General features: G+C 68.3%; 20 protein-coding genes. 10 read left to right on the forward strand and 10 right to left on the reverse strand.

Translation table 11 applies throughout. From position 1 onward, the window contains the following. On the reverse strand, window positions 1-497 hold a 497-nt coding region (locus VFU06_14515), incomplete at its 3' end, for a hypothetical protein (GenBank protein HEU5210603.1). Between the two features lie 198 nt (window positions 498-695). On the opposite strand from VFU06_14515, the gene VFU06_14520 reads away from it, so the two are divergent. The 8 genes from VFU06_14520 (at window position 696) to gyrA (ending at window position 12,336) form a co-directional block, all read left to right on the forward strand. Then, window positions 696-2,930: an aconitase family protein gene (locus VFU06_14520; GenBank protein HEU5210604.1), complete on the forward strand. Its 2,235-nt coding sequence runs from the start codon at window positions 696-698 to the stop codon at window positions 2,928-2,930. A gap of 99 nt (window positions 2,931-3,029) precedes the next feature. Beyond that, complete coding sequence (locus VFU06_14525; GenBank protein ID HEU5210605.1) at window positions 3,030-4,163, forward strand: M20/M25/M40 family metallo-hydrolase; 1,134 nt, start codon at window positions 3,030-3,032, stop codon at window positions 4,161-4,163. A 138-nt stretch (window positions 4,164-4,301) separates the two neighbouring features. Then, window positions 4,302-5,333, forward strand: coding sequence for an extracellular solute-binding protein (locus VFU06_14530; GenBank protein HEU5210606.1), 1,032 nt, complete (start codon window positions 4,302-4,304; stop codon window positions 5,331-5,333). 3 nt (window positions 5,334-5,336) lie between these two features. After that, complete coding sequence (locus VFU06_14535) at window positions 5,337-6,464, forward strand: ABC transporter ATP-binding protein (protein ID HEU5210607.1); 1,128 nt, start codon at window positions 5,337-5,339, stop codon at window positions 6,462-6,464. Next, complete coding sequence (locus VFU06_14540; protein ID HEU5210608.1) at window positions 6,464-8,221, forward strand: iron ABC transporter permease; 1,758 nt, start codon at window positions 6,464-6,466, stop codon at window positions 8,219-8,221. The genes VFU06_14535 and VFU06_14540 overlap by 1 nt, the downstream gene beginning before the upstream one ends. A 271-nt stretch (window positions 8,222-8,492) precedes the next feature. Next, entirely contained in the window at window positions 8,493-9,392 is a 900-nt protein-coding gene (locus VFU06_14545; GenBank protein HEU5210609.1) for a DUF72 domain-containing protein, read from the forward strand. Next, complete coding sequence (locus tag VFU06_14550; GenBank protein HEU5210610.1) at window positions 9,389-9,709, forward strand: tetratricopeptide repeat protein; 321 nt, start codon at window positions 9,389-9,391, stop codon at window positions 9,707-9,709. The genes VFU06_14545 and VFU06_14550 overlap by 4 nt, the downstream gene beginning before the upstream one ends. 101 nt (window positions 9,710-9,810) lie before the next feature. Further along, complete coding sequence (gene gyrA, locus VFU06_14555) at window positions 9,811-12,336, forward strand: DNA gyrase subunit A (GenBank protein ID HEU5210611.1); 2,526 nt, start codon at window positions 9,811-9,813, stop codon at window positions 12,334-12,336. Window positions 12,337-12,339: 3 nt separating this feature from the next. Here gyrA and VFU06_14560 read toward each other — a convergent pair whose 3' ends face one another. Both VFU06_14560 and VFU06_14565 read right to left on the reverse strand, forming a co-directional pair. Beyond that, entirely contained in the window at window positions 12,340-13,131 is a 792-nt protein-coding gene (locus VFU06_14560) for an alpha/beta fold hydrolase (GenBank protein ID HEU5210612.1), read from the reverse strand. A 28-nt stretch (window positions 13,132-13,159) separates the two neighbouring features. Further along, window positions 13,160-13,468 (reverse strand): metal-sulfur cluster assembly factor, encoded by a 309-nt coding sequence (locus VFU06_14565; GenBank protein ID HEU5210613.1) that lies wholly within the window; start codon window positions 13,466-13,468, stop codon window positions 13,160-13,162. A 190-nt stretch (window positions 13,469-13,658) separates the two neighbouring features. On the opposite strand from VFU06_14565, the gene VFU06_14570 reads away from it, so the two are divergent. Both VFU06_14570 and VFU06_14575 read left to right on the forward strand, forming a co-directional pair. After that, the gene (locus VFU06_14570; GenBank protein ID HEU5210614.1) at window positions 13,659-14,759 is read left to right on the forward strand and encodes an ATP-dependent 6-phosphofructokinase; all 1,101 of its coding nucleotides are present in this window, start codon (window positions 13,659-13,661) and stop codon (window positions 14,757-14,759) included. Window positions 14,760-14,910: 151 nt separating this feature from the next. Then, window positions 14,911-17,298: an alpha/beta fold hydrolase gene (locus VFU06_14575; GenBank protein HEU5210615.1), complete on the forward strand. Its 2,388-nt coding sequence runs from the start codon at window positions 14,911-14,913 to the stop codon at window positions 17,296-17,298. Window positions 17,299-17,438: 140 nt separating this feature from the next. On the opposite strand, the gene VFU06_14580 is transcribed toward VFU06_14575, so the two are convergent. The 7 genes from VFU06_14580 to VFU06_14610 form a co-directional block, all read right to left on the reverse strand. Then, window positions 17,439-18,116, reverse strand: coding sequence for a transglycosylase SLT domain-containing protein (locus VFU06_14580; protein HEU5210616.1), 678 nt, complete (start codon window positions 18,114-18,116; stop codon window positions 17,439-17,441). A 240-nt stretch (window positions 18,117-18,356) separates the two neighbouring features. Beyond that, entirely contained in the window at window positions 18,357-18,692 is a 336-nt protein-coding gene (locus VFU06_14585) for a hypothetical protein (protein HEU5210617.1), read from the reverse strand. A 68-nt stretch (window positions 18,693-18,760) separates the two neighbouring features. Continuing rightward, window positions 18,761-19,210, reverse strand: coding sequence for a hypothetical protein (locus tag VFU06_14590; protein ID HEU5210618.1), 450 nt, complete (start codon window positions 19,208-19,210; stop codon window positions 18,761-18,763). A 182-nt stretch (window positions 19,211-19,392) separates the two neighbouring features. Continuing rightward, complete coding sequence (locus tag VFU06_14595) at window positions 19,393-19,767, reverse strand: hypothetical protein (GenBank protein HEU5210619.1); 375 nt, start codon at window positions 19,765-19,767, stop codon at window positions 19,393-19,395. Then, window positions 19,764-20,258: a phage holin family protein gene (locus tag VFU06_14600; GenBank protein ID HEU5210620.1), complete on the reverse strand. Its 495-nt coding sequence runs from the start codon at window positions 20,256-20,258 to the stop codon at window positions 19,764-19,766. Before VFU06_14600 ends, VFU06_14595 begins: the two co-directional genes overlap by 4 nt. A gap of 57 nt (window positions 20,259-20,315) precedes the next feature. After that, window positions 20,316-21,050, reverse strand: a complete 735-nt coding sequence (locus tag VFU06_14605) for a CPBP family intramembrane glutamic endopeptidase (GenBank protein HEU5210621.1) — start codon at window positions 21,048-21,050, stop codon at window positions 20,316-20,318. Then, window positions 21,050-21,970 (reverse strand): phosphatase PAP2 family protein, encoded by a 921-nt coding sequence (locus VFU06_14610; GenBank protein HEU5210622.1) that lies wholly within the window; start codon window positions 21,968-21,970, stop codon window positions 21,050-21,052. The genes VFU06_14605 and VFU06_14610 overlap by 1 nt, the downstream gene beginning before the upstream one ends. Between the last annotated feature and the right edge of the window lie 3 nt (window positions 21,971-21,973).

The raw sequence follows: 21,973 nt of genomic DNA on the forward strand, positions 1-21,973 counted from the left end.
GGCTTGTACGGCGAGAGCTTGCCCTCGATCGGCCAGTTGTTGTTGGCCGGCACCAGCATCCGGAACGCGATCCACTTCCCGTCCGGCGACCAGGCCAGGTCGTTGGGCGAATCGGTCAGCCGCGTGACCTGTGTCGCCGCACCCTCCGCGTCCATCCACCGCACCCAGATCTGCGTCCCGCCAGGCTCACCGCGTGCGGTGTACGCGATCCGCGTCCCGTCCGGCGACCAGACCGGGCTCCCCCCCTCCACCAGCGCGCGCGGCTTCGTGCCGTCCGCGTTCATGATGTACAGCGACGACTCCCACGAGTCGTTCACCTTGTCGACCCAGCGCCGTGCGTAGACGATCTCGTCCCCGTCCGGAGAAAGCTGCGGCGAGGAAACGGTCTCGTACTCGAGGTAATCGGCAAGGGTCAGGCGATCGCTCTGCTGGGCGGCCGCGGCGACGGGCACCGCCAGTGCAAGGAGCAGCAGACGCGCAGGTGCGCCGACTCGCATCGGGACCTCCGGAGAATGTGGGTGGAGAGCTGCCGTCAGGGTGATGCCGCGATAATAGCACGGCGGCCCCGCAGATAGCCAGCGAGGCCGGTCGCGTGAACGTGGCCGCGCCGGCTTGCCGCCCCGCCGAACTGCCGTCACATTCCGGAAGCGATTCCGAACGCTCGTTCGAACGATCCTCCGTACCGGTAGCTCGCCATGAACGACCTCCGACACCTGAACGTCGAGAAGCGCCCGCCGCGCCTGCGTTTCGAGGGGCGCGTCCTGTACCTGGTCGATGACGCCGACCTGGTCCGGCGCCAGCTCCAGGGCGAGGACATCGACCTGGAGACCGCCCGGGCGGCCGGGCTGCGCGACCAGATTTCGACGGACGAGATCACGCCGGCCTACATCTGCTACTACTTCGACGAGACGCTCGGCCAGTTCCCGTACCTGGGGCTGCGCGCGGGGGGCGAGTTCCCGGTGACGCGCGGGAGCGTGAAGAACGGCGGCTTCGCCTGCTCGGTCAGCGGCAAGCGGCGCGGCAAGGGCAGCTCGCGCGAGCAGTCGCCGTACGCCGAGCTGATGGCGGGCATCCGCGTGGTGATCGCGGAGAACATCGAGCGCATCTACAACGAGAACTGCCAGAACCTCGGCGTCCTCACCTCCACCGACTTCTCGCTGATCGATCGCATCCGCAACGGCGAGGAGATCGAGCTGGCGGCGTTCACGAATGACGTCGATCCGATCACGCGCGAGATCATCGAGTATGGCGGCCTGTTCGAGTACAACGTCGCGCGCCTGCAGGGCAAGGTGACGCTGCCGCCCGTGCATTCGCAGCTCGCACCGGGTGGTGTCGACCCGGATCTCGACGACGCGGAGACGGTGCGCGAGGCGCGCGGCTCCGGTGAGGACGACGCCGGCGCAGCCACGTACGGCGCCGAGAACGCCGCTGCACAGCTTCATGCGACGTCGCGCCCGTCGCTCGACGCGACCAGCGATGCCAGGCACACGGCCGCTGCGCACGACGGTCGCCGACGCCCGATGACGATCGCCGAGAAGATCTTCGCGCGGCACTGGGTCGTGGACGCGTCGAAGCAGCAGTTCGGCGTGCCCTGGGTGCAGTCCGGGGACAGCGGCTTCGTGCTCACGGACCTGCGCTTCTCGCACGAGTACGTCTCGCCCATGGCCGCGATCTTCTTCGAGCAGAAGCTCGGCGCAGACGCAAAGGTGACGGACCCGTCGTCGATCCTGATGTTCCGTGACCACCTGACGTACCTGCACGAGGTGATGCCGCAGGAGCGCGTGCAGCTCGGGCTGCTCGACGTCGCCCGGCAGCTCGAGGTGAAGCAGCGCGAGTTCGCCGCGAAGCAGAATATCAAGCTGTACGGCGAGCGCCTGGGCGCACGCCTCGGCTCCGAGGCGATCTGCCACAGCAAGGTGCTCGAGTCCTACGCCGAGCCGGGCATGATGATCGTCGGCACCGACTCGCACACGCCGCACTCGGGTGCGATCGGCTGCATCGCGTTCGGCGTCGGCACGACGGCGATCTTCAACTCCTGGATCACGAAGGACGTGCGCGTCAGCGTGCCGCCGTCGTTCAAGGTGGTGATCCGCGGGCAGAAGCCGGCGAACGTGACCGCCAAGGATTTCATGCTGGAGATCCTGCGCCACCCGTACATCAAGGACGGCCACGCGATCGGCCAGATCATCGAGTACGCCGGCGAGGCGGTCGAAGCGCTGTCGATCGACGAGCGCGCAACCATGACGAACATGGCTGCCGAGGTCGGTGCGTTCACCGGCATCGTCGCACCGGATGCGAAGGCGGTCGAGTACCTCGTCACGGAGCGTGGCGTGGACCGGGCGCAGGCGGAAAAGCTCTGCGAGGGGCTCCATTCCGATGGCGACGCCGAGTACGTAAAGATCATCGAGATCGACGCCTCGGCGATCCGCCCGATGGTCGCGCTGCCCGGCGATCCCGGCAACGGCCTGTACATCGATGAGCTGGGCGCGGAGCCGATTGCGCTCGACGTCGCCTATGCGGGCTCCTGCACGGCGGGCAAGAAAGAGGACATGGACATGTACGCAGCCGTGCTGCGCGAGGCGCGCGAGCAGGGGCTGCGCGTGCATCCCGACGTGAAGATGTTCATCCAGGTCGGCTCGCAGGAGGTGAAGCAGTACTGCATCGATCGCGGCTACATGCAGCTCTTCGAGGAAGTCGGCGCGGAGTTCATCGAGCCCGGCTGCGGCGCCTGCATTGCCGCCGGCCCCGGCACGTCGAAGACGAAGGACGAGGTGACGATCAGCTCGCAGAACCGCAATTTCCCCGGCCGCTCCGGCCCCGGCCAGCTCTACCTCGCCTCGCCCTACACGGTGGCAGCGTCGGCGATCGCGGGGCACGTGATCGACTGGGAGCCCGGCAAGCCGCTGCGGCAACTGGCAGCGGCGGAGTAGCCTCGAGGGTTCTGTCGTACGGCCCTGACGGCCCCGCGGGCCCACGGACCCTGATACACTGCTTGCGGGGCAACCCCGACACGGGAGGATCGAAAACGGATGGCGATCACGCTCGAGGACGTCACGGCAGTTCTTTCGGAGCTGGTATCGATCCCGTCCGTCAATCCCCACCTGTCCGATCACCCTGACGCGGGCGAGACCGCGATCGCGGACCACATTGTCGGCTGGTGCGCGTCGCGCGGCATCGAGGCGTGGACCGAGGAGGCCGCGCCCGGCCGGCCCAACGCCATGGCGCGCGTCGGCTCCGGCTCACCCGTTCTGATCTTCTGCGCGCACATCGATACTGTCGCCGTCGATGGCATGACCATCGAGCCGTTCACGCCGGACGTCTCGGACGGAAAGCTTTACGGCCGCGGCGCGTACGACATGAAGGCGGGGGCCGCAGCGATCCTGTGCGCGCTCCAGGCGCTCGCGCGTGATCCCGCGCCCGGCACCGTGATGGGCGCGTTCGTCTGCGACGAGGAGTGGGCGAGCGTTGGCGCGTACGACTTCGTCGAGCGCCACGGCGGCGACGCCTGCGTCGTCACCGAGCCGAGCGAGGGCCGGCTCGTCCTCGCCCACAAGGGCTTCGTATGGCTGGAGCTGACCGTGCACGGCGTTGCCGCGCACGGCAGCCGGTGGGACCTGGGCGACAGCGCGATCGCGCGCATGGCGCGCGTCGTCAGTGCGCTCGACGCATTCGATGGCGACGAGCTCCGAGAGCGGACTCACCCGCTGCTCGGCCCCGCTTCCATGCACGTGTCGCAGATCCAGGGCGGCAGTGGCATCTCGACATACGCGGCGGAGTGCAGGGCCCGGGTGGAACGGCGCACGCTGCCCGGCGAGACGCCGGAGCAGGTGCTGCGCGAGGTGCAGGACATCATCGCGTCCACCGGTGAGCTTGCTGACGTGCGCATCCTGATGGACCGGCCGCCTCTGGTCTGCGACCGCGACGCACCGATCGCGACGGCCGTGCGGGACGCGGCGCGCGAGATGACGGGGAGCGAACCGGAGGAGTGTGGCGTCGGCTACTGGATGGACGCGGCGGTCTTTGCCAGCGCCGGGATCCAGACGGTCAACATCGGGGCGGGCGGTGCCGGCGCGCACGGGGCAGAGGAGTGGGTCGACCTGGAGTCGGTCGTCGTCAACGCGCGAACCCTGGAGCGCACCGCACGCCGCTTCACACTGGAGTGATCCGGCCGTCCGTCCGGACGGGATGCAGCCGATGCTTTTGCACCCGAAGGATGCGCCGCAGCGCGAGAACCCGCAGGCTGCCCGGCCGCTTGCGCCCCTTCCCCCTCCGGCTACCTTCCGCCCATGCTCCGTGAACGGGTGATCAGGCAGGCCGGCCGTATTTCCGCCGCGCTCCTGCTCGTGCTGGCAGGCTGCGCCAACGACGACGGCAGAACACCCGTTGTCGTCTATTCTCCGCATGGCCGCGAGCTGCTCGAGACCTTCGAGCAGCAGTTCGAGGAAACCAATCCCGACATCGACGTCCAGTGGCTCGACATGGGATCGCAGGAGGTGCTCGACCGCCTGCGCTCCGAGCGAGCCAACCCGCAGGCGGACGTCTGGTGGGGTGCGCCGTCGCCCATGTTCGTGACCGCGACGGAGCAGGAGCTGCTGGCGCCGTTCTCGCCCTCGTGGGCAGGCGCCCTGCCTGCAGATGCAAAGGACGCCCAGGGCCGCTGGCACGGCACCTTCCTGACGCCGATGGTGATTGCGTACAACACGTCGCGCGTCGACTCGGCGAGCGTGCCGCGCGACTGGGACGACGTGCTCGCGCCGGAGTGGACGGATCGCGTGCTGATCCGCGACCCGGTCGCGAGCGGCACGATGCGCACGATCTTCGGGATGATCATCCAGCGCGGCATTCGCGCGACCGGCGACACGGCCGCAGGCTTCGACTGGCTGCGGCGGCTCGATGCCCAGACCAAGGAGTACGTGCTGAATCCGACGCTGCTCTACCAGAAGCTCGCGCGCGGCGAGGGCGACGTAACGCTCTGGGACATGCCGGACATCGAGGAGTTGAAGGCGCGCACGACGTTCCCGATCGACTACGTGCTGCCGACCAGCGGCACGCCGGTGCCGGTGGACGCCGTCGCGCTCGTCGCGGGCGCGCCGCACCCCGAAGCTGCGCAGCGCTTCATCGAGTTCGTAGGCAGCACCCAGGGCGTGGTGTTCGCCGCACGCAACTTCTTCCGCCTGCCCGCGCGCACGGACATCCCGGCCGACAGCTTCCCGGCGGGCCTCGCCGCAGCGCGCGAGCGGATGGTCACCGAGCCGATGGACTGGGACGCGTTCCAGGAGCGCTCGGCGGAGTGGATGCGCTACTGGGATGAGCACGTGCGCGGTCGCAACTGAGCCATGGTCGAGCTCGAGGGACTGCGCAAGGAGTACGTCGCCACGGCGCCGTCGGCTCCGCCGACGCTCGCCGTCGATGACCTGACCCTCACCGTCGAGCGCGGCGAGCTGCTCACCCTGCTCGGTCCGAGCGGCTGCGGCAAGACGACGACGCTGCGCATGATCGCGGGCTTCGAGCAGCCGACCGCCGGCACGATCCGCGTCGATGGCCGTGACGTGACGCGCCTGCCGCCCCAGAGGCGCGGCATCGGCATGGTCTTCCAGAACTACGCCCTGTTTCCCCACCTCGACGTCAACGAGAACGTCGCGTTCGGCCTGCGCACGCGCGGCGTGCGAAAGGGCGAGGCAACGGAGCGGGTCGAGGCCGTGCTTCGTCGCGTGGAGCTGGCCGGCTACGGCGAGCGACGCGTGCAGGAGCTGTCCGGCGGGCAGCAGCAGCGCGTCGCGCTCGCACGCGCACTCGCGCCTGAGCCGCCGCTGCTCCTGCTCGACGAGCCGCTCTCCAACCTCGACGCAGCGCTGCGCGAGAAGACGCGCACGGAACTGCGCTCGCTGCTCAAGCGGCTCGGAATGACTGCGGTGTTCGTCACGCACGACCAGGAGGAGGCGTTCGCGCTGGCCGACCGCATCGCGCTGCTCGACGCGGGACGGCTGCAGCAGGTCGGCACGGCCGAGGATCTGTACAACCAGCCAGCCAACGCCTTCGTCGCGTCGTTTCTCGGACGAGCGAACTTCCTGCCCGCGCACATCCGCGGCATAGCCGCCGACTCGCTCGCGTGCGAGGTGGCGAACCGCGCGCACTGGCAGGTGCTGCGCACCCCCGAGCTCGGCGGCGCTGCGGTGCGGGAACGCGTGCTGGTGATGGCGCGGCCGGAGTCGCTCGGCATGCACCCGCTCGAGGACAACGGCGACGGGACCGGCCTCGACGGCATCGTGGCTGAGCGGCGCTTCGCAGGAGCCGTCACCTACTACGTCGTGCAGACGTTCGGTGGTGAGCTGATGATCGCCGGCGGTCCCCACGAGTTCGAGCCGGGCGCACGCATCAGCATCCGCCCGCGCGGCCCCGTGTTCGCGTTCCCGGAACGAAGGGAACGAGAGCGACCGGACGAGCAGGCAGAGCCGGAGCCCTGATGGCGATCACACCGCAGGAGCAGCCGATCGCGACTGCGACGTTCGCAGGGCCCTCTCCCGGCGCCAGGCAGCGGCCACGCCGTCCCCGCTCGTCGCGCGGCATCATGTGGCTGGTCGCCGGTGTCTCCGTCTTCCTGCTGTGGACGGTTCTCTACCCCAACCTGTTCGTCGTTCTCGACAGCTTCCGCGGCGAGGCGGGCGGGACACTCGAGCACTACCGCCGCTTCTTCGACAGCCGCTCCGAGATGGAAGCGGTCTGGAACAGCGTGTGGCTTTCGCTCGCCAGCGTGGTGTGCGCAGGCCTGATCGGCGTACCGCTCGCTTTTCTGTTCGCGCGTGGCGATTTCCCCGGCCGGCGCGTGCTCAGCGGGCTGGTTTCTCTCCCTGTGCTGCTGCCGCCGCTCGTCGGCGTGATCGCGTTCCTGTTCCTGTATGGCGAGACCGGCTTCTTCACGCGCTCGGTGCAACTGCTGCTCGGCCTCGACGAGGCGCCCTGGCGGCTGAACGGCGCGGGGGCTGTGCTGCTCGTGCATGCGTACACGATGTACGTGTACTTCTACCTGTTCACGACCGCGGCACTCAGCCGGCTCGACGTGAGTCACACCGAAGCAGCCGCCGCGCTCGGCGCTTCCCGCGGTACCGTGCTCCGGCGAGTGACCCTGCCGTTGCTGATGCCCGCGATCGGTGGCGCCGCATTGCTGGTGTTCATGACATCGATGGGCAGCTTCAGCGCGCCCTACGTGTTCGGCGGCGGCTTTCGCGTGCTCTCGACACAGATCTTCTCCAGCAAGCTGAACGGCGACATCGGTATTGCAGCCGTGGAAACCATCGTGCTGGCCGCCGTCTCCATCCTGTTCCTCGCGATGCTGCAGCGTTACGAGGCGCGCCGTGAGTACACCGGCGCCGGCAAGGGACTCGGCAGGCTGCAGTACGGAGAGCGGCCGTCGAAGCGGCGTCGCGTGGCGTTCAGCGTACTCGCCTGGCTGATCGTGATCGTGCTGCTGCTGCCGCATGCGACGGTGCTGCTCGTCTCCTTCGTGCCGGCCGGCACCTGGACGACAGAGCTGTTCCCGCCCGTGTACTCGGTGGACAGCTACCGCAAGATCTTCTCGGAGGCCCAGCAGCTCACGCCCATCCTGAACTCGCTGCGCATGGCGACCATCGCGACGGTAATGAACGTCGTGCTCGCCTTCGCCGCGGCATACATCCTCGCGCGCAAGCGCGCACCCGGCCGCGGCCTGATCAACGTGCTGGTGATCCTGCCCTGGGCGCTGCCCGGCACCGTGCTCGCCATGGCGCTGGCATCTACGTTCAGCGTGAACCAGCCGTACATCGGCCGCTTCGTGCTGATCGGCACCGGCGCGATTCTGCCGCTGGCATACTTCATCCGCAACATTCCGCTGGTGACGCGCGCCGCGCTGACCAGCTTCCGCCAGCTCGACCCGGCCCTGGAGGAGGCAGCAGCTTCGCTCGGGGCGAGGTGGCTGACCACCGCCCGTCGCATCACGCTCCCGCTCGTCCTCCCCGGCATCGCCGCCGGTGCGCTGCTCGCGTTCGTGACCGCACTGGGCGAGTTCGTCGCTTCGATCCTCCTCTACACCCACCGCACCCGCCCCATCTCCATCGAGATCCTCGCGCAGCTTCGCGCCTTCGACTTCGGCGCCGCCGCCGCGTACGCGGTCCTGCTCATCATCCTGATGGCGGTCGCGTTCGTGTTCGGCCAGCGCGCGGTGGGAGAGGGACGCGGCGGTATCTGAGGGGCTTGCCGCTCGTTCGATCGCCAACGTGCGCTCGATAATTCACCACAGAGAGCACAGAGGACGCAGAGTTTTCCTGATTGGTTCCTGCGGATGCCTCAGCACCTCGGCATGCAATACAGAATCTGTTGTTTCTCCGCGCCCTCCGCGTCCTCGGCGGTGAATGAATTTCTCTCCGTGTACTCAGTGCTCGCTGTGGTAGACGGAATGGATGGTAGATCGAAGGAATGGTAGACCGAAAGGAACGTTCGTTGCGAATGAAGGCAGAGCGATGGCCAGCGGCAACCTCTACATCGGCATATCCGGCTGGACCTATGCCGGCTGGCGCGGCGGCGCGTTCTACCCGCGCGGCCTGGCGCATCGCCGCGAGCTCGAGTACACGAGCCATCACCTGAACGCCGTCGAGATCAACGGCACGTTCTACTCCCTGCAGCGCCCCTCCAGCTTTGCGTCCTGGTACGAGCAGACACCGCCGGGCTTTCAGTTTGCCCTGAAGGGCAGCCGCTTCATTACGCACATGAAGCAGCTGAATGATGTGCGCACTGCGCTCGCGAACTACTTCGCGTCCGGCGTGCTGCGGCTGGGGGAGAAGCTGGGCCCGATCCTCTGGCAGTTCTCCTCCCGTCGCCGCTTCGATCCGGAACGCTTCGCCGGATTCATGCGCCAGCTTCCGCGCACCATGCGCGCGGCGGCGCGCCTCGCCGGGGAGCACGATCATCGCGTGAAGGAGAACGGCTGGACCCGCGCCGTGACTGACGGTCCGATCCGGCACGCGTTCGAGGTGCGCCACCGGAGCTTCTTCAACGACGAGTTCATCGAGCTGTTGCGGACGCACGACGTCGCGCTCGTATTCTCGGACGCGGGTGCGGAGTGGCCATACTCCGAGGACATCACCAGCGACTTCGCGTACGCGCGACTGCATGGCGCCGAGGAGATCTACGCCAGCGGCTACGATGAGAGGGCCCTCGAGCAGTGGGCGCGGCGCATCCGCAGCTGGAGCGCCGGTCGCGAGCCGCGGGACGCCCGCCGCTGTGCACCACGGAGCACGCCGGGCAGCGGGCCGCGCGACGTGTATGTATTCTTCGACAATGACAGGAAGGTGCGCGCGCCGCACGATGCGATGCGGCTCGCGGAACTGCTCGGACTCGACTGGAAGGAACGGCACGCATGAACGAGCGCATCGAGGCACTGCGGAAAATGCTCGAGAAGAATCCGCGCGACGGGCGCGCGCGCTTCGGACTCGCGGCGGAGTACGAAAAGGCCGGCCGCTGGCACGACGTCGTCGATCAGCTCAGCGCGTACCTCGCCACGACGGACGACGAGGGCAACGCCTGGGGTCGGCTCGGCCGCGCGCTGCGCGAGATCGGGCGCGAGAACGAGGCGCGCGACGCGTACCGGAAAGGCGTCGAGGCCGCGGCCCGACACGGCCATCCCTCGATGGCCGCGGATTTCCAGGAAGCGATCGACGAGCTGAACGAGCTCGCCTGATATCCTGCCCCGCACCCTTGCGCGGACCGAAGCCCGCCCGAACGTTACCCGCGAGCGCGCAGCAGTGCGCGTGCAGGTGACGAATCAGAACGGAGCAGCACATGGCCATGGCAACACGGCGGGAGCGTGTCGTTCCCCGCCTGATCGAGGAAGAGATGCGGGAATCCTTCCTCGACTACTCGATGAGCGTGATCGTACAGCGCGCGCTTCCGGACGTGCGCGACGGTCTCAAGCCCGTCCATCGACGCATCCTGTACGCGATGATGCAGGCGGGCCTCGCGCCGAACCGGCCGTACAAGAAGAGCGCGACGGTGGTCGGCGACGTGCTCGGCAAGTACCACCCGCACGGCGACATGGCCGTTTACGACGCGCTCGTGCGGATGGTGCAGGACTTCTCGCTGCGGTACCCGCTCGTCGACGGGCAGGGCAACTTCGGCTCGATCGATGGCGACAACGCTGCCGCCTACCGCTACACGGAAGCGCGTCTTACGCGGATCGCGATGGAGGTCCTCGCCGACATCGACGAGGACACTGTCGACTTCACGCGCAACTTCGACGACCGGCTCGAGGAGCCGAGCGTTCTGCCCGCGCGTTTTCCGAACCTGCTCGTCAACGGCAGCAGTGGCATCGCGGTGGGGATGGCCACGAACATCCCGCCGCACAACCTGCACGAGATCGCCGATGCCGTCCGTCACCTGGTGAAGCACCCGAAGTGCACGGTCGACGAGCTGCTACCCTTCGTGCCCGGCCCGGACTTCCCGACCGGTGCGTACATCCTGGGGCGGAGCGGGATCGAGGACGCGTACCGCACGGGACGCGGCCGGATCGTGATGCGCGCCATAATCCAGCGCGAGTCGCGGCGCGGCGGTCGCGAGCAGCTGATCGTCAGTGCGCTCCCCTACGGCGTTTCCAAGGCAAAGGTCATCGAGCAGATCGCCAACCTGGCGCGCACCAAGCTCGAGGAGATCGCCGATCTGCGCGATGAGTCGGACCGGGAAGGGATGCGGCTGATCATCGAGCTGAAGCGGGACGCCTCGATCCAGAAGGTGCTGACGGCGCTGTACCGCAACACGCAACTGCAGGCGACGTTCGGCGCGATCATGCTGGCACTCGACAATGGTGTGCCGCGCGAGCTCAACCTCAAGGAGATGCTCGAGCGGTTCCGCGATCACCGGCTGGACGTGATCCGCCGCCGCTCGCAGTGGCGCCTCGACCGCGCGCGTGCCGAGGCACACATCCTGGAAGGGCTGCTTATCGCGCTCGACAACATCGACGCGGTGATCCGCATCATCCGGAAGTCGAAGGACCAGAAGGAAGCTGCCGCAGCACTGCGGAAGAAGTTCGAGCTGAGCGAGGAGCAGGCCGACGCGATCCTCAACATGCGGCTCGGCCGGCTCACGTCGCTGGAGACACAGGACCTCAGGAAGCAGCTCGCCGCGCTCCGCAAGCAGATCAAGGAGCTGGAAACGCTGCTCGCCAGCGAGAAGAAGCAGCTCGGCGTGATGATCGAGGAGCTGGACGCCGTCGTGGAGGAGTTCGGCGACGAGCGGCGCACCGAGATCCTGGACGAGGAGAGCGGCGCGGTCGTCGAGGTGGAGGAGGTCGTCTCGGAGGAGCAGGTCGTCATCACCTTCAGCCACCGCGGCTACATCAAGCGCGTGCCGCTTGCGCTGCACCAGCGGCGGCTCGCAAGCGGGCGCGCGATCGCGGGCATGGACCGCTACGAAGACGACTTCCTCGAGCACGTCTTCGTTGCGAGCACCACGGACGTGCTCGTCTTCTTCACGGACGGCGGGCACGCGCACGCACTGGAGGTGCAGAACGTGCCCGAGGGTGGCCCGCAGAGCCGGGGGCGCGCGATCGCCCAGCTCGTCTCGCTCGAGCGCGGCGCAAAGGTGGCCGCGCTGATCCCGGTCGCCGAGTTCGAGGCCGATCGTACGCTCGTGTTCCTGACCGCCGCCGGCATCATCAAGCGCACGGGTCTGGACCAGTTCGCCAACATCCGGACCGGCGGTATCGCCGCCATCCGCCTGCAGGACGGCGACGTACTGCTCGACGTCCAGCCCTCGGATGGCAAGGCGGACGTCGTCATCGTGACGGAGCAGGGCCGCGCGATCCGCTTTGCGGAGTCACAGGTTCCCGCCACGGGACGGGTGACGCAGGGCGTGAAGGGGATCGGGCTGCGCAAAGGCGACGGGGTAGTCGGCATGGTCGTCGTGCGACGCGATGCCAGCGTCTGCACGGTCACCGCGAACGGCTACGCCAAGCGCACGCCGATCGGCGACTACCCCGCGCAGAACCGTGGTGGTCTCGGCACGATCACGCTGGATGTGACGGACCGGACCGGCCCGCTGGTCGCCGTCAAGGAGCTGATCGAGGGCGACGAGCTCATGCTGGTCGCCCAGGACGGGACCGCCGTGCGCCTCGGTGCGGAAGACGTGCCGGTACAGGGCCGCGCCACGCAGGGCAAGCGGCTCGCGAAGCTGGAATCCAGGATCGTGGAGGTGGCCCGCGTCGCGCGGGAAGCAGACGATGGTGGGCCGGCCTCACGCGGCAGGACGTCCTCACGCAACAACGGCTCGGCCGAACGCGCCCGCAGCGGGAAGCAGCTGGACCTGATCGAGTGACGGCTAGAACGAGGCGAGCAGCCGGCGCACCGCCTCATTGAAGATCTCGGGTGCCTCGAGGTTGGACACGTGTCCGGCCTCGGGGATCACCTCGATCTGCGAGCCGCGGATCGCGCGCGCCATGAGCTGCGCCTGGCCGCGGTCCGTGATCTGGTCCTCCGCACCGACGATGACCAGTGTGGGCACGCTGATGTTGCGCAGGTCCGGCTCCGAGTTCGGACGCACCGCCATGCCCAGCAGGGCCCGCGCGATCGACTCCGGCCGCGCGGCCGACATCATGCCCCGCACGAACTCCGCGACCTTCGGCTTCGTGTACGGCGTGACGGGCGCGAACAGCTTCTGCATCATCGAATCGACGACGACGCCGTTGCCCTCCGCCTGCACGCGCTGCGCGAGCTGCAGCCGGTTCTGCTTCTCCTGATCGCCGTCGGCCGTCGCGCGCGTGTCGGCAAGGATCAACCCGCCCACCATCGACGGATAGCGGCGCTGCATCGCGAGCGCGATGTAGCCGCCCATGGAGAGCCCGCAGATCACCGCGCGCCGGACCCGCAGGTGCGTCAGGAGCGCGGCCGCGTCATCGGCGAACATGTCCATGGTGTACTGCGGGTCGTCGCTGCCGGCGCTCTCACCGAATCCGCGCAGGTCCATTGCGACGCCGCGCCATCCCTTCGGCACCGCCTGCAGCTGGTTGTACCAGAGCTGCCGGTTGAAGGGAAACCCGTGCAGGAAGAGAATCGTGCGCCCCGACCCCGTCTCGTCCCAGGCCAGCTCACGACCGTTGATCGTCGCCTTCATCGCATGCCCCCGGCCACCCGACCGCAGCTCAAAGGCCCAGTGAGGCCCGGATCAACGGATCGATCCGCTCCGGCGTCCACGGCGGATCGAACGTCAGCTCGACGTCCGCGCTCTCCACGCCGTCCATCGCCTCGATCGCCGCCTTCGTCTCGTCCAGGATCTGCGGTGCGACCGGACAGAAGGGGGAGGTCAGCGAGATGCGCGCACGGACGTGTGAGTCCTGCACCTCGACATCGTAGACCAGGCCGAGCACCACCAGGTCCAGGTTCAGCTCGGGGTCCTTCACCTTTCGCAGCGCGCGACGCACGTCCTTTTCCGTAACCATATCCCTGCTCATCACGAGGAACCCGGTCGCCGCTGCCCGGCTGGCGAGCTGGCGGCGCCGAACCTGCAAAATCGCCCTTGTGAGGCGAGACGTCCACCCGTACGACGCCGCCCGGCCTTGTTGACACCCTGCGGAGGGCGCGCGTAGCCTCACGGGCGGCTGCAGCCGCACCCCTCCGCGCTATTTCCACGGAGACGCGATTTTGGCTGGTACCGGAACGATCCGACGAGTTGCGCTGAACACCGGCGGCGGCGATGCGCCGGGGCTGAACGCGGTGATCCGCTCCTGCGTGCTGAGCGCGCTCAGCCGCGGCTGGGAGATCTACGGCATACGCCGGGGCTACGGCGCGCTGCTGGGCGAGGACGCCATCGTGCGACTGGACAGCGACGCGGTCAGGGGCATCACCCACCTCGGGGGGACCATCCTCGGCACCACGAACCGGGGCAACCCGTTCGAATGGCCGACGATCGGACCGGACGGCGACATCCAGACGATCGACCGTTCCGACGAGGTGCTCGACGCGTTCCGCACCCACGGCTTCGACGCGATGATCTCGATCGGCGGCGACGGCACACTCAGCATCGCCCATCGACTGGCGGAAAAGGGCATGCCCGTGGTCGGCGTGCCCAAGACGATCGACAACGACCTGGCGGTGACACAGGTTACCTTCGGCTTCCACACGGCCGTCGAGACCGCCACGGACGCGATCGACAAGCTGCACTCGACCGCCGAGAGCCACGAGCGCATCATGGTCGTCGAGGTCATGGGCCGGCACACGGGGTGGATCGCGCTGCACTCCGGCATCAGCGGCAGCGCCGACGTCATCCTGATCCCGGAAATTCCTTACGACATCGAGCGCGTCGCAGCGAAGATCCGGCGCAGGTACCAGCGAGGGCGGCGCTTCGCGATCGTCGTGGTCGCGGAGGGGGCCGTACCGCGGGACGGCACCGCCACCTTTGTCGAGGAGGCGCATCCGGGCAGTGCCGCCCGCTACGGCGGCATCGCCGAGCGCCTCGCGAGCCAGCTCACGGAGCTGACCGGCTTCGAGTCCCGCTCCATCGTGCTGGGCCACCTGCAGCGCGGCGGCAGCCCCACGTCGTACGACCGCCTGATCGCGCTGCGCTTCGGTGCAGCGGCCGTCCGCCTCGTCGCCGAGGAGCGGTTCGGCACCATGGTCGCCCTGGACCCGCCGGAGATTCGCGCCGTACCGATCGCGGACGCGATCCGCCAGCTCAAGCGGGTGCCGACACACTCGGATATCGTCCAGACGGGCCGCGACATCGGCGTCTCGTTCGGCGACTGACGTGCGACGCCCCATGCGGCGTCCATCGTTGGAGCAGGCCGTGCCGTGTATCACGTACACGGCGCACGCGTGCCCGCCAGGGCACGTCACGATACACGACGGTCGCGCGACCCGTGTCGCGCGCAGCTACACCTGTTAAGGAGGCAGTGCGATGAAGCGCATGTGCGCCACCGGCGCCATGCTCCTGCTGTTCGCGGCCACGGCGGACGCGAGCGCGCAGCAGCAGCCGGGCACCTTCGAGCTTTCGGTCGCGAACATCATGCGTGGACCGGAGCACGTCGGAGAACCGCCCTCACGTGTGCGCTGGAGCGACAGCGGCGAGTGGGTCTACTTCTACTGGAAGCCCGGCGGCCGACCCTGGCACGAGGAGTCCGCGCTTTACCGCGTACCCGCACGCGGCGGCGAGCCCGAACGGCTGCCCGACGTGGTCGCGGACTCACTGGCCCCGCTGCTCGCCAACGGCGACATCTCCCGGGACCGCCGCTGGCGCGTCGTCTCCAGCAACGGCGACCTGTACCTCGTCGATCGCCGTAACGACCGCGTGCGCAGGCTGACCGAGACCACCACGCACGAATCGAGTCCGGTCTTCAGTGCGGACGCGGCGACGGTCTACTACCTCAGCGAGGGGCCCGCCGGGTACAACATCCTCGCCATCGACCTCGGGCGTGGCGGCATCCGCCAGCTCACGGACATCAGGACAGGACCCGCGCCGCGAGAGCCTGAGCCGGCAACGGGGCAGCGCGGATTCCTCGAGCAGCAGCAGGAGGAGCTGTTCGAGCACATCCGCACGGCGCGCGAGCGACGGGAAGCGCAGGAGGCGCGGCGCGAGGCGCGTGAAGCACGCCAGCTGCAGCCGATCTACCTGGAAAAGGACGAGACGGTTCAGGCGCTGGCCGTCGAGCCGCGCGGAAGCTTCGCGATCATCGAGGTCGAAAAGCCGTCGGATCAGCCGCGCCGCACGCTGATCCCGGACTGGATCACCGCGTCCGGTTACACCGAGACCCGGGAGATGCGCGCCAAGGTCGGAGACAACACCCCCGCGAACAGCCGTCTCGGTGTCGTCTCGCTCGCTGACGGCAGCGTCCGGTGGCTGGACCTCGGCCGCGCGTCCGGGGACAGCACTCGCCCCTTCTCCTCCACCGGGTTCCTCGGCTGGAACGAGCAGGGCAGCCACGGCCTGGTCGCCGCGCTCGACTACGACTTCGAGAACGCGTGGCTCTGGTCCATCGACGCCGCAACCGGCGCACTCACACTGCTGCGCCACGACTCCGACGACGCATGGCTCGGCGGCCCCTGTGCCTTCTGGTTCGGCTGCGCCGGCTTCCTGCCCGATGGCCGCAGCGCCTGGTTCGTGAGCGAGGCCGACGGCTTCAGCCACCTGTACACCGTGCCCGTGGGCGGCGGCAGCGCCCGCCAGCTCACGTCAGGCGACTGGGAGGTGCAGGAGGTCCAGGTCGCACCGACGGAGGATCGCTTCTACCTCACGACCAGCGAGGGCACGCCACACGAGGTGCACTTCTACCACATGCCTCTCTCGGGCGGGGAGCGCACACGGATCACCACCGAGCCCGGACGCCAGGACGCCACACCATCGCCGGACGGACGACGCGTCGCCGTCGTGCACTCCTTCGCGAACGTGCCGCCGGAGCTCTACGTGGGCGAGAACCGGCAGCGCACAGCTCTCGCGCGCGTCACGACGTCGCCAACGGCCGAGTGGCAGACAGGGCCGTGGATCGCGCCGGAGATCATCCGCATCACCGCGCGCGACGGGGTTGCAGTACCGGCGCGCATCTACCGGCCCGAAGATCTGGGCGCCACGCCCAACGGCTCGGCAGTGATCTTCGTGCACGGCGCCGGCTACCTGCAGAACGTGCACGACTGGTGGTCGACGTATTACCGCGAATACATGTTCCATCACCTGCTGGCGCAGCGCGGATTCGTGGTGCTCGACCTCGACTACCGCGCGTCCGCCGGCTACGGCCGCGACTGGCGCACCGCGATCTACCGGCACATGGGCGGCACCGACCTCACCGACCAGGTCGATGCCTCCCGCTGGCTGCAGCAGCAGGGCATCGACCCCGAGCGCATCGGCATCTACGGCGGATCCTACGGCGGGTTCATCACACTCATGGCGCTCTTCACCGCAGCCGACGAGTTCGGCGCCGGCGCAGCGCTCCGCTCGGTGACCGACTGGGCCCACTACAACCACGGCTACACGGGCCGGATCCTCAACCTGCCCCAGGAGGACTCCGTCGCCTACCGGCAGTCCTCGCCCATCTACTTTGCCGAAGGCCTGGAGGATCCGCTGCTCATGGCGCACGGCATGGTCGACGTCAACGTGCATTTCTCCGACATCGTCCGCCTCACCCAGCGCCTCATCGAGCTCGGCAAGACCGACTGGGAGCTCGCCGTCTATCCCGTCGAGGACCACGGCTTCGTCGAGCCGTCGTCATGGACCGACGAGTACCGGCGCATCCTCGAGCTCTTCGAGGAGAACCTGACACAGGCGCGCAGCGCCGCCGCGGGACGCGGCAACTAGCCGCGAAAGCCGCCACGCAAAGTCATGGCAATGAAACGAGGGAGCGCCGGCACGCCCGGGACGCTCCCTCGTTTTTCTTGATTTCTCTACGCTGCGCCGCCTGCCGCACGACGGGACTTGCAAACCCTTCGCCCTGCGGCTTACCGCCTGCCGAACTTCCGGTTCATCAACGCGACATGCCGCTCGCTCTCGCCCGTCAGCACCTTGTCGGCATAGCCGTTGTCCGGATCGCCACCCGACTTCAGTACCCGGTCCACCGTTCCCGGCCCGCGGTTGTACGCGGTCAGCGCAAGCTCCGTGTCACCCTGGTACTTGTCGAGCAGCCTGCGCAGATACGAGAAACCGATGCGCAGGTTCGTCTCCGTATCGAACAGCTCGGTCCGGCTCGTGCCCGGCTCGACGTCCCGCGCGGTGGACGGCATCACCTGCGTAAGCCCGATCGCGCCGACCGGCGAAACCGCCGCCGGACGAAAGCTCGACTCGGCCGCAACCAGACCGAATGCCAGGTCGGGCTCGATTTCCGCCTCCAGCGCCACGTCGTGAATCTGCTCGGCAAGATTCACCGGCACGTCGAACGCCGACGCCAGCTCGACGATCAGACTCTGCCGCTTCTGCTCCATCACCCGCGCACCCCACTGCTCCGCCATCGGATCCACCGCCGATGCCTCGACCAGCTCGGTCGGTCGGACACCCTCGAAACCGCTCGTGCTCAACAGAGCAACCGATGGGACCAGCAGTGCGGCGCCTGCGGCGATGCGCGCTACAAAGCCGCGACGCATCATCGCACGCGGGCCTTTCAGCTCCGGAACCTTGATCACGGCTCCCTCCGCTCGCTGTTTGCCTTCTTCAGCTTTCCGCATTGAAAGGGGAAAGCGCGCTCCGCGGCGCGGCGCCGCCCGGGCGCCCGCCTCGCCATAAAGGTAAAAGCACCAAGGAGTTAGCGTAACCCGCATGTGGCGGATGAAAAGACCAGGCGGCACAGTGCCTTTCGAACCGGGCACCAACAGCTCCGGTAGCAGCGTGGTGACTGTCCCCTGATAGAGACACCTCGGCCGGAGCTATGGCAACCGGATCTGCGTGGTCTGGCCCATGGTCAACCCCACCGTGATCGGACCCGAGGTCGCGCCGCTGCTGCTGCGAGCGCTGAGCTGGATGCTCGGCTGGGGCGGTGCGGCGATGACGAAGCGTTCGCGGGTGCCGGCGCGCACCGTCCCGAGGGTGCGGCTGCCGCGCCCGTCATCGTAGGAGACGACCATGTCGGTCGAGCGCGGGTTGTAGACTTCGATTGCGTAGACGGTGCCTGGCTCGCTGTTCACTTCCACGGCGCGGGCGCAGCCGGCGACGAGTGGAATGGCGAACCAGACGCCGGCACGGCGCAGGAGTCGGATGCTCATCGATTGCTCCGGTTGTCGGATCAGTTTTCCGGCCGCGTGCTTTGCACGAACCGGACCCGCTGATGCCGTCAGTCCGGGAAGGAGAAGGAGCGTGCGGTCTCGTCGTCGACGGGGCGGCCGGTCATGACCTCGATCAGCAGTGTCATCTCGGCGCCGATGCGCGTGACGCGCTCGAGTACGGCGAGGATGTGCGCGTACTCGAAGTAGGCGGCAACTGCGTCCTCGGCGGCCGGGTGATGGTCGAGGATCATGCCGTCCATGCGGGCGCGGGTCTCCTCGAGCGCCAGCTCGAGCGCGCGCTGGACGGAACGCTGTGCGTGCAGGGTCGGGACGGAGATCTCGCCCGCGAGACGCGGTGCGAGGGCTTCGAGATCTGCGAGGGCACGTGGCGGCGCTGCAACGGAGAGCTCGCCGCTTCCGTGTGCAACGAGCACACGCTCCGCGGTGGAGGCCAGCGCCGTCAGCTCTTCGAAATTGCAGTGCAGGTACATCGCGTCCTCGCTCTGTTCCTGTTTCACTACGCTGCAGGCGCAAGCGTTGTTCCGCACGCAGCCATGCCCCTGTCCCAACAGGTGGAACGCGCGGCCAAGCTGTTATGTGACTTTACGTTGCGATGCGCGGCGCCGACCGCTGTCCTGGCGGGTCGGCGGGCCGTCATGTGAAGCGAGTGCGCAACATCGGAACGGAGTAGCGAAACGACTCAGCGCACGATGCGCGCGAACACGAATCCTGCGACCGCGGCCGCGACGAGAGCGGGGATCGGCTTTTCGCGGACCCGGGTCTCGAGCTCCAGCCTCATCTCTTCGACGTCGTGAGCGCGCAGGTAGTCTGCGCCGGTCTCGAGCATGCGCCCGGCGGATTCTGCGGCGCGGCCTGCCTGCGCGCGTGCGCCGCCGCGTCGGCGCATGCGACGCCCGCGGTGCTCGATCCGGTCGGCCATGCTGTCGAAGGCGTCCGCAATGCGCTCGCGTCCGCCGTCGGCCTGGCGGCGGCGCCCGGCCGGTGCCGCGCGCTCGTCGTATTCCGTCTCATCGCGGTAGCGGTGCTCCGGCGACATCCTCTCGTGCTCGGTCATGACCGCAGCGTCCTTTCCGGTGCATGGCGGATGGCGGGCTCGATCGTCTCGTGCTCGCCGGCGGTAAGCTCCTGCTTCATCTCACGCAGCTCCTGCCTGGCCCAGGTTCCCGTCCGGTCCAGCGAGGCGAGCGTGGCCTCCGGCCTGAGCTCGCCGCTGCTGAAGACACGCATGCCGCTCCTGGCCAGCAGCCCCCCGACCAGGAGGAACACAACGCCGACGATGAGGGCGCCGAACCCGAACCGACCGCCGAGCAGGTGGCCGACGCCGATCGCGGCTGCCGCGGTGAGCGCGATGCCGCCGAACCAGGCGAGCGCGAACGCGATGGCGAGCTTGCTGGAGTCGCGCATCAGCCCGCGCGCTGCCTCACGCATCTCCAGCTTCGCCAGTGCGACCTCGCCGCGCACGAGCGCGGAGGCGTGGTCGGCCAGGCGCCGGAAGAGATCGGTCAGGCCGGGCTCAGCGCCGTTGCCTGCGTGCGGCTGTTGCATCGCATACCCTCTGATGGTGACGCGCATGATGCGTGGACCGCCCGTGTGCCGCAACGGTCATGCCCCGTCCTGCCGGACGAGGCGTGGTCCCAGCCAGAAGCCGCCGACCACGTCGATCAGCGCGTGAGCGAGAATCGCAGGTACGATGCTGCCGGTCGCGAGCAGCACGACCGACAGCAGGGCGCCGAGGAGTGCAGCCCGCAGCGCGCCGCTGAAGCCCTGGTAGGCGTGCAGCAGGCCGAACACGGCGGCGGCGATGAGTGCGGCAACGATTGGCGAGCCAACGGCAACGGCGATCGCCGGTACCAGGAATCCGCGGAAGACGAATTCCTCGCACACGCCGGCGGTAATGGAGACCCCGAGGAAGGCGAGGCGCTCGGCCGCGGTGCGCGGCAGCAGCCCTGCGAGCGTGGGTGACTCGCGCACGCCCAGGCGGTGTGCGAGCAGCATGAGGCCGACGCCGCCGAGCGTGAGTGTGCCGGTCCAGGCGAGCGTAGATGCGAGTGGCAGCGCAAGGAGCCCCAGCTCGCGCGCACCCATGTCGCTCACGAACGCCACGGCCGCGGTAGCCGCCGCGAGCAGCCACAGGCTCAACGAAGTCTGGGCGTACAGCGACATGCGCGACGGCAGCTCGACCTGGGCGAGCGCACGCGCCTGTGCAACGGAAATCGGCGGCAGTGTCGCGACGAGCATGGTGGTCCAGACGCGCGCGGCGCCTGGAAGGCCGCGTGTGGTGACGTACACCAGGAGTGCAGTGATGACGGTGAGTGCGATCAGCGGCGCTCGCCGCATCACGCCGGCTCCCCTTCCAGTGCGCGCTGCAGACGGGGCGCGATCAGCACCATCAGCGCGCCCAGTGCGGCGCCGACGATGGCGTCGATCGCGTAGTGGAAGCCGCCGTAGACAGCCCCTGCCGCCAGGCCGACGGTGAGCAGGGCAACGGGCAGTGTCAGCCGGGGCATGAAGCGGGCGACACACAGTGTCTGCGCGACCGATACCCCCACGTGCGACGAGGGGAACGCGGATCCCTGGGCCGAACCCGCCTCGAGCACACGGTGCGCGACCTGGTAGAAGAAGCCGTCCTCGATCCCGCCGAGCGGTGCAGGGAACAGGTAGCGCGGCCCCTGGACCGGGAAGTAGACGAAGAAGAGGTAATGCGCGAAGAACGTCAGCATCAGTGTGAACGTGGTCGCGCGGAACTCCGCGGTGCGCGAACGCAGGTACAGCAGCAGCGGCGGTCCGAAGATGATCAGGTAATAGCTGAGATACGCGAAGTGCAGCGGCTCCGACAGCCAGAGTTCGGGAACGGCGGCGGCCAGCGACTGACTGGGCTGACCGCCGAAGAAGAGCGTTTCCAGCCGGATGATGAGCTCATCGAAGTAGCGGCCGTTCCACACACTGCGGTTGAGCACTGCGAGCTCTGTGTAGAGCGCAGGAATCAGCAGCAGCACGTACCAGTCGTGCAGCAGCGACGTGAGCCGCGGGGCCATCGAGTGCAGCCGGGCACGCAGCGCGCCGAAAGGCGGCGTCCTCAGCAGGAACATCGCCGCCACGATGTGTACCGCGCCGAGCAGTAGCCACCCGTCGGGTCGATGTGGAAACAGGAGCGCGACGCCGGACAACGCCAGGTAAGCGGCGAAGAGTCGGTCCAGCGCCCGGTTCGAATTCGTGCGCGTGACTGTCTGCTCACGCGCGAGAGACGTTGTGTTCACTGC

The sequence above is a fragment of the Longimicrobiales bacterium genome (assembly GCA_035764935.1).
Classification (GTDB): Bacteria; Gemmatimonadota; Gemmatimonadetes; order Longimicrobiales; family RSA9; genus DASTYK01.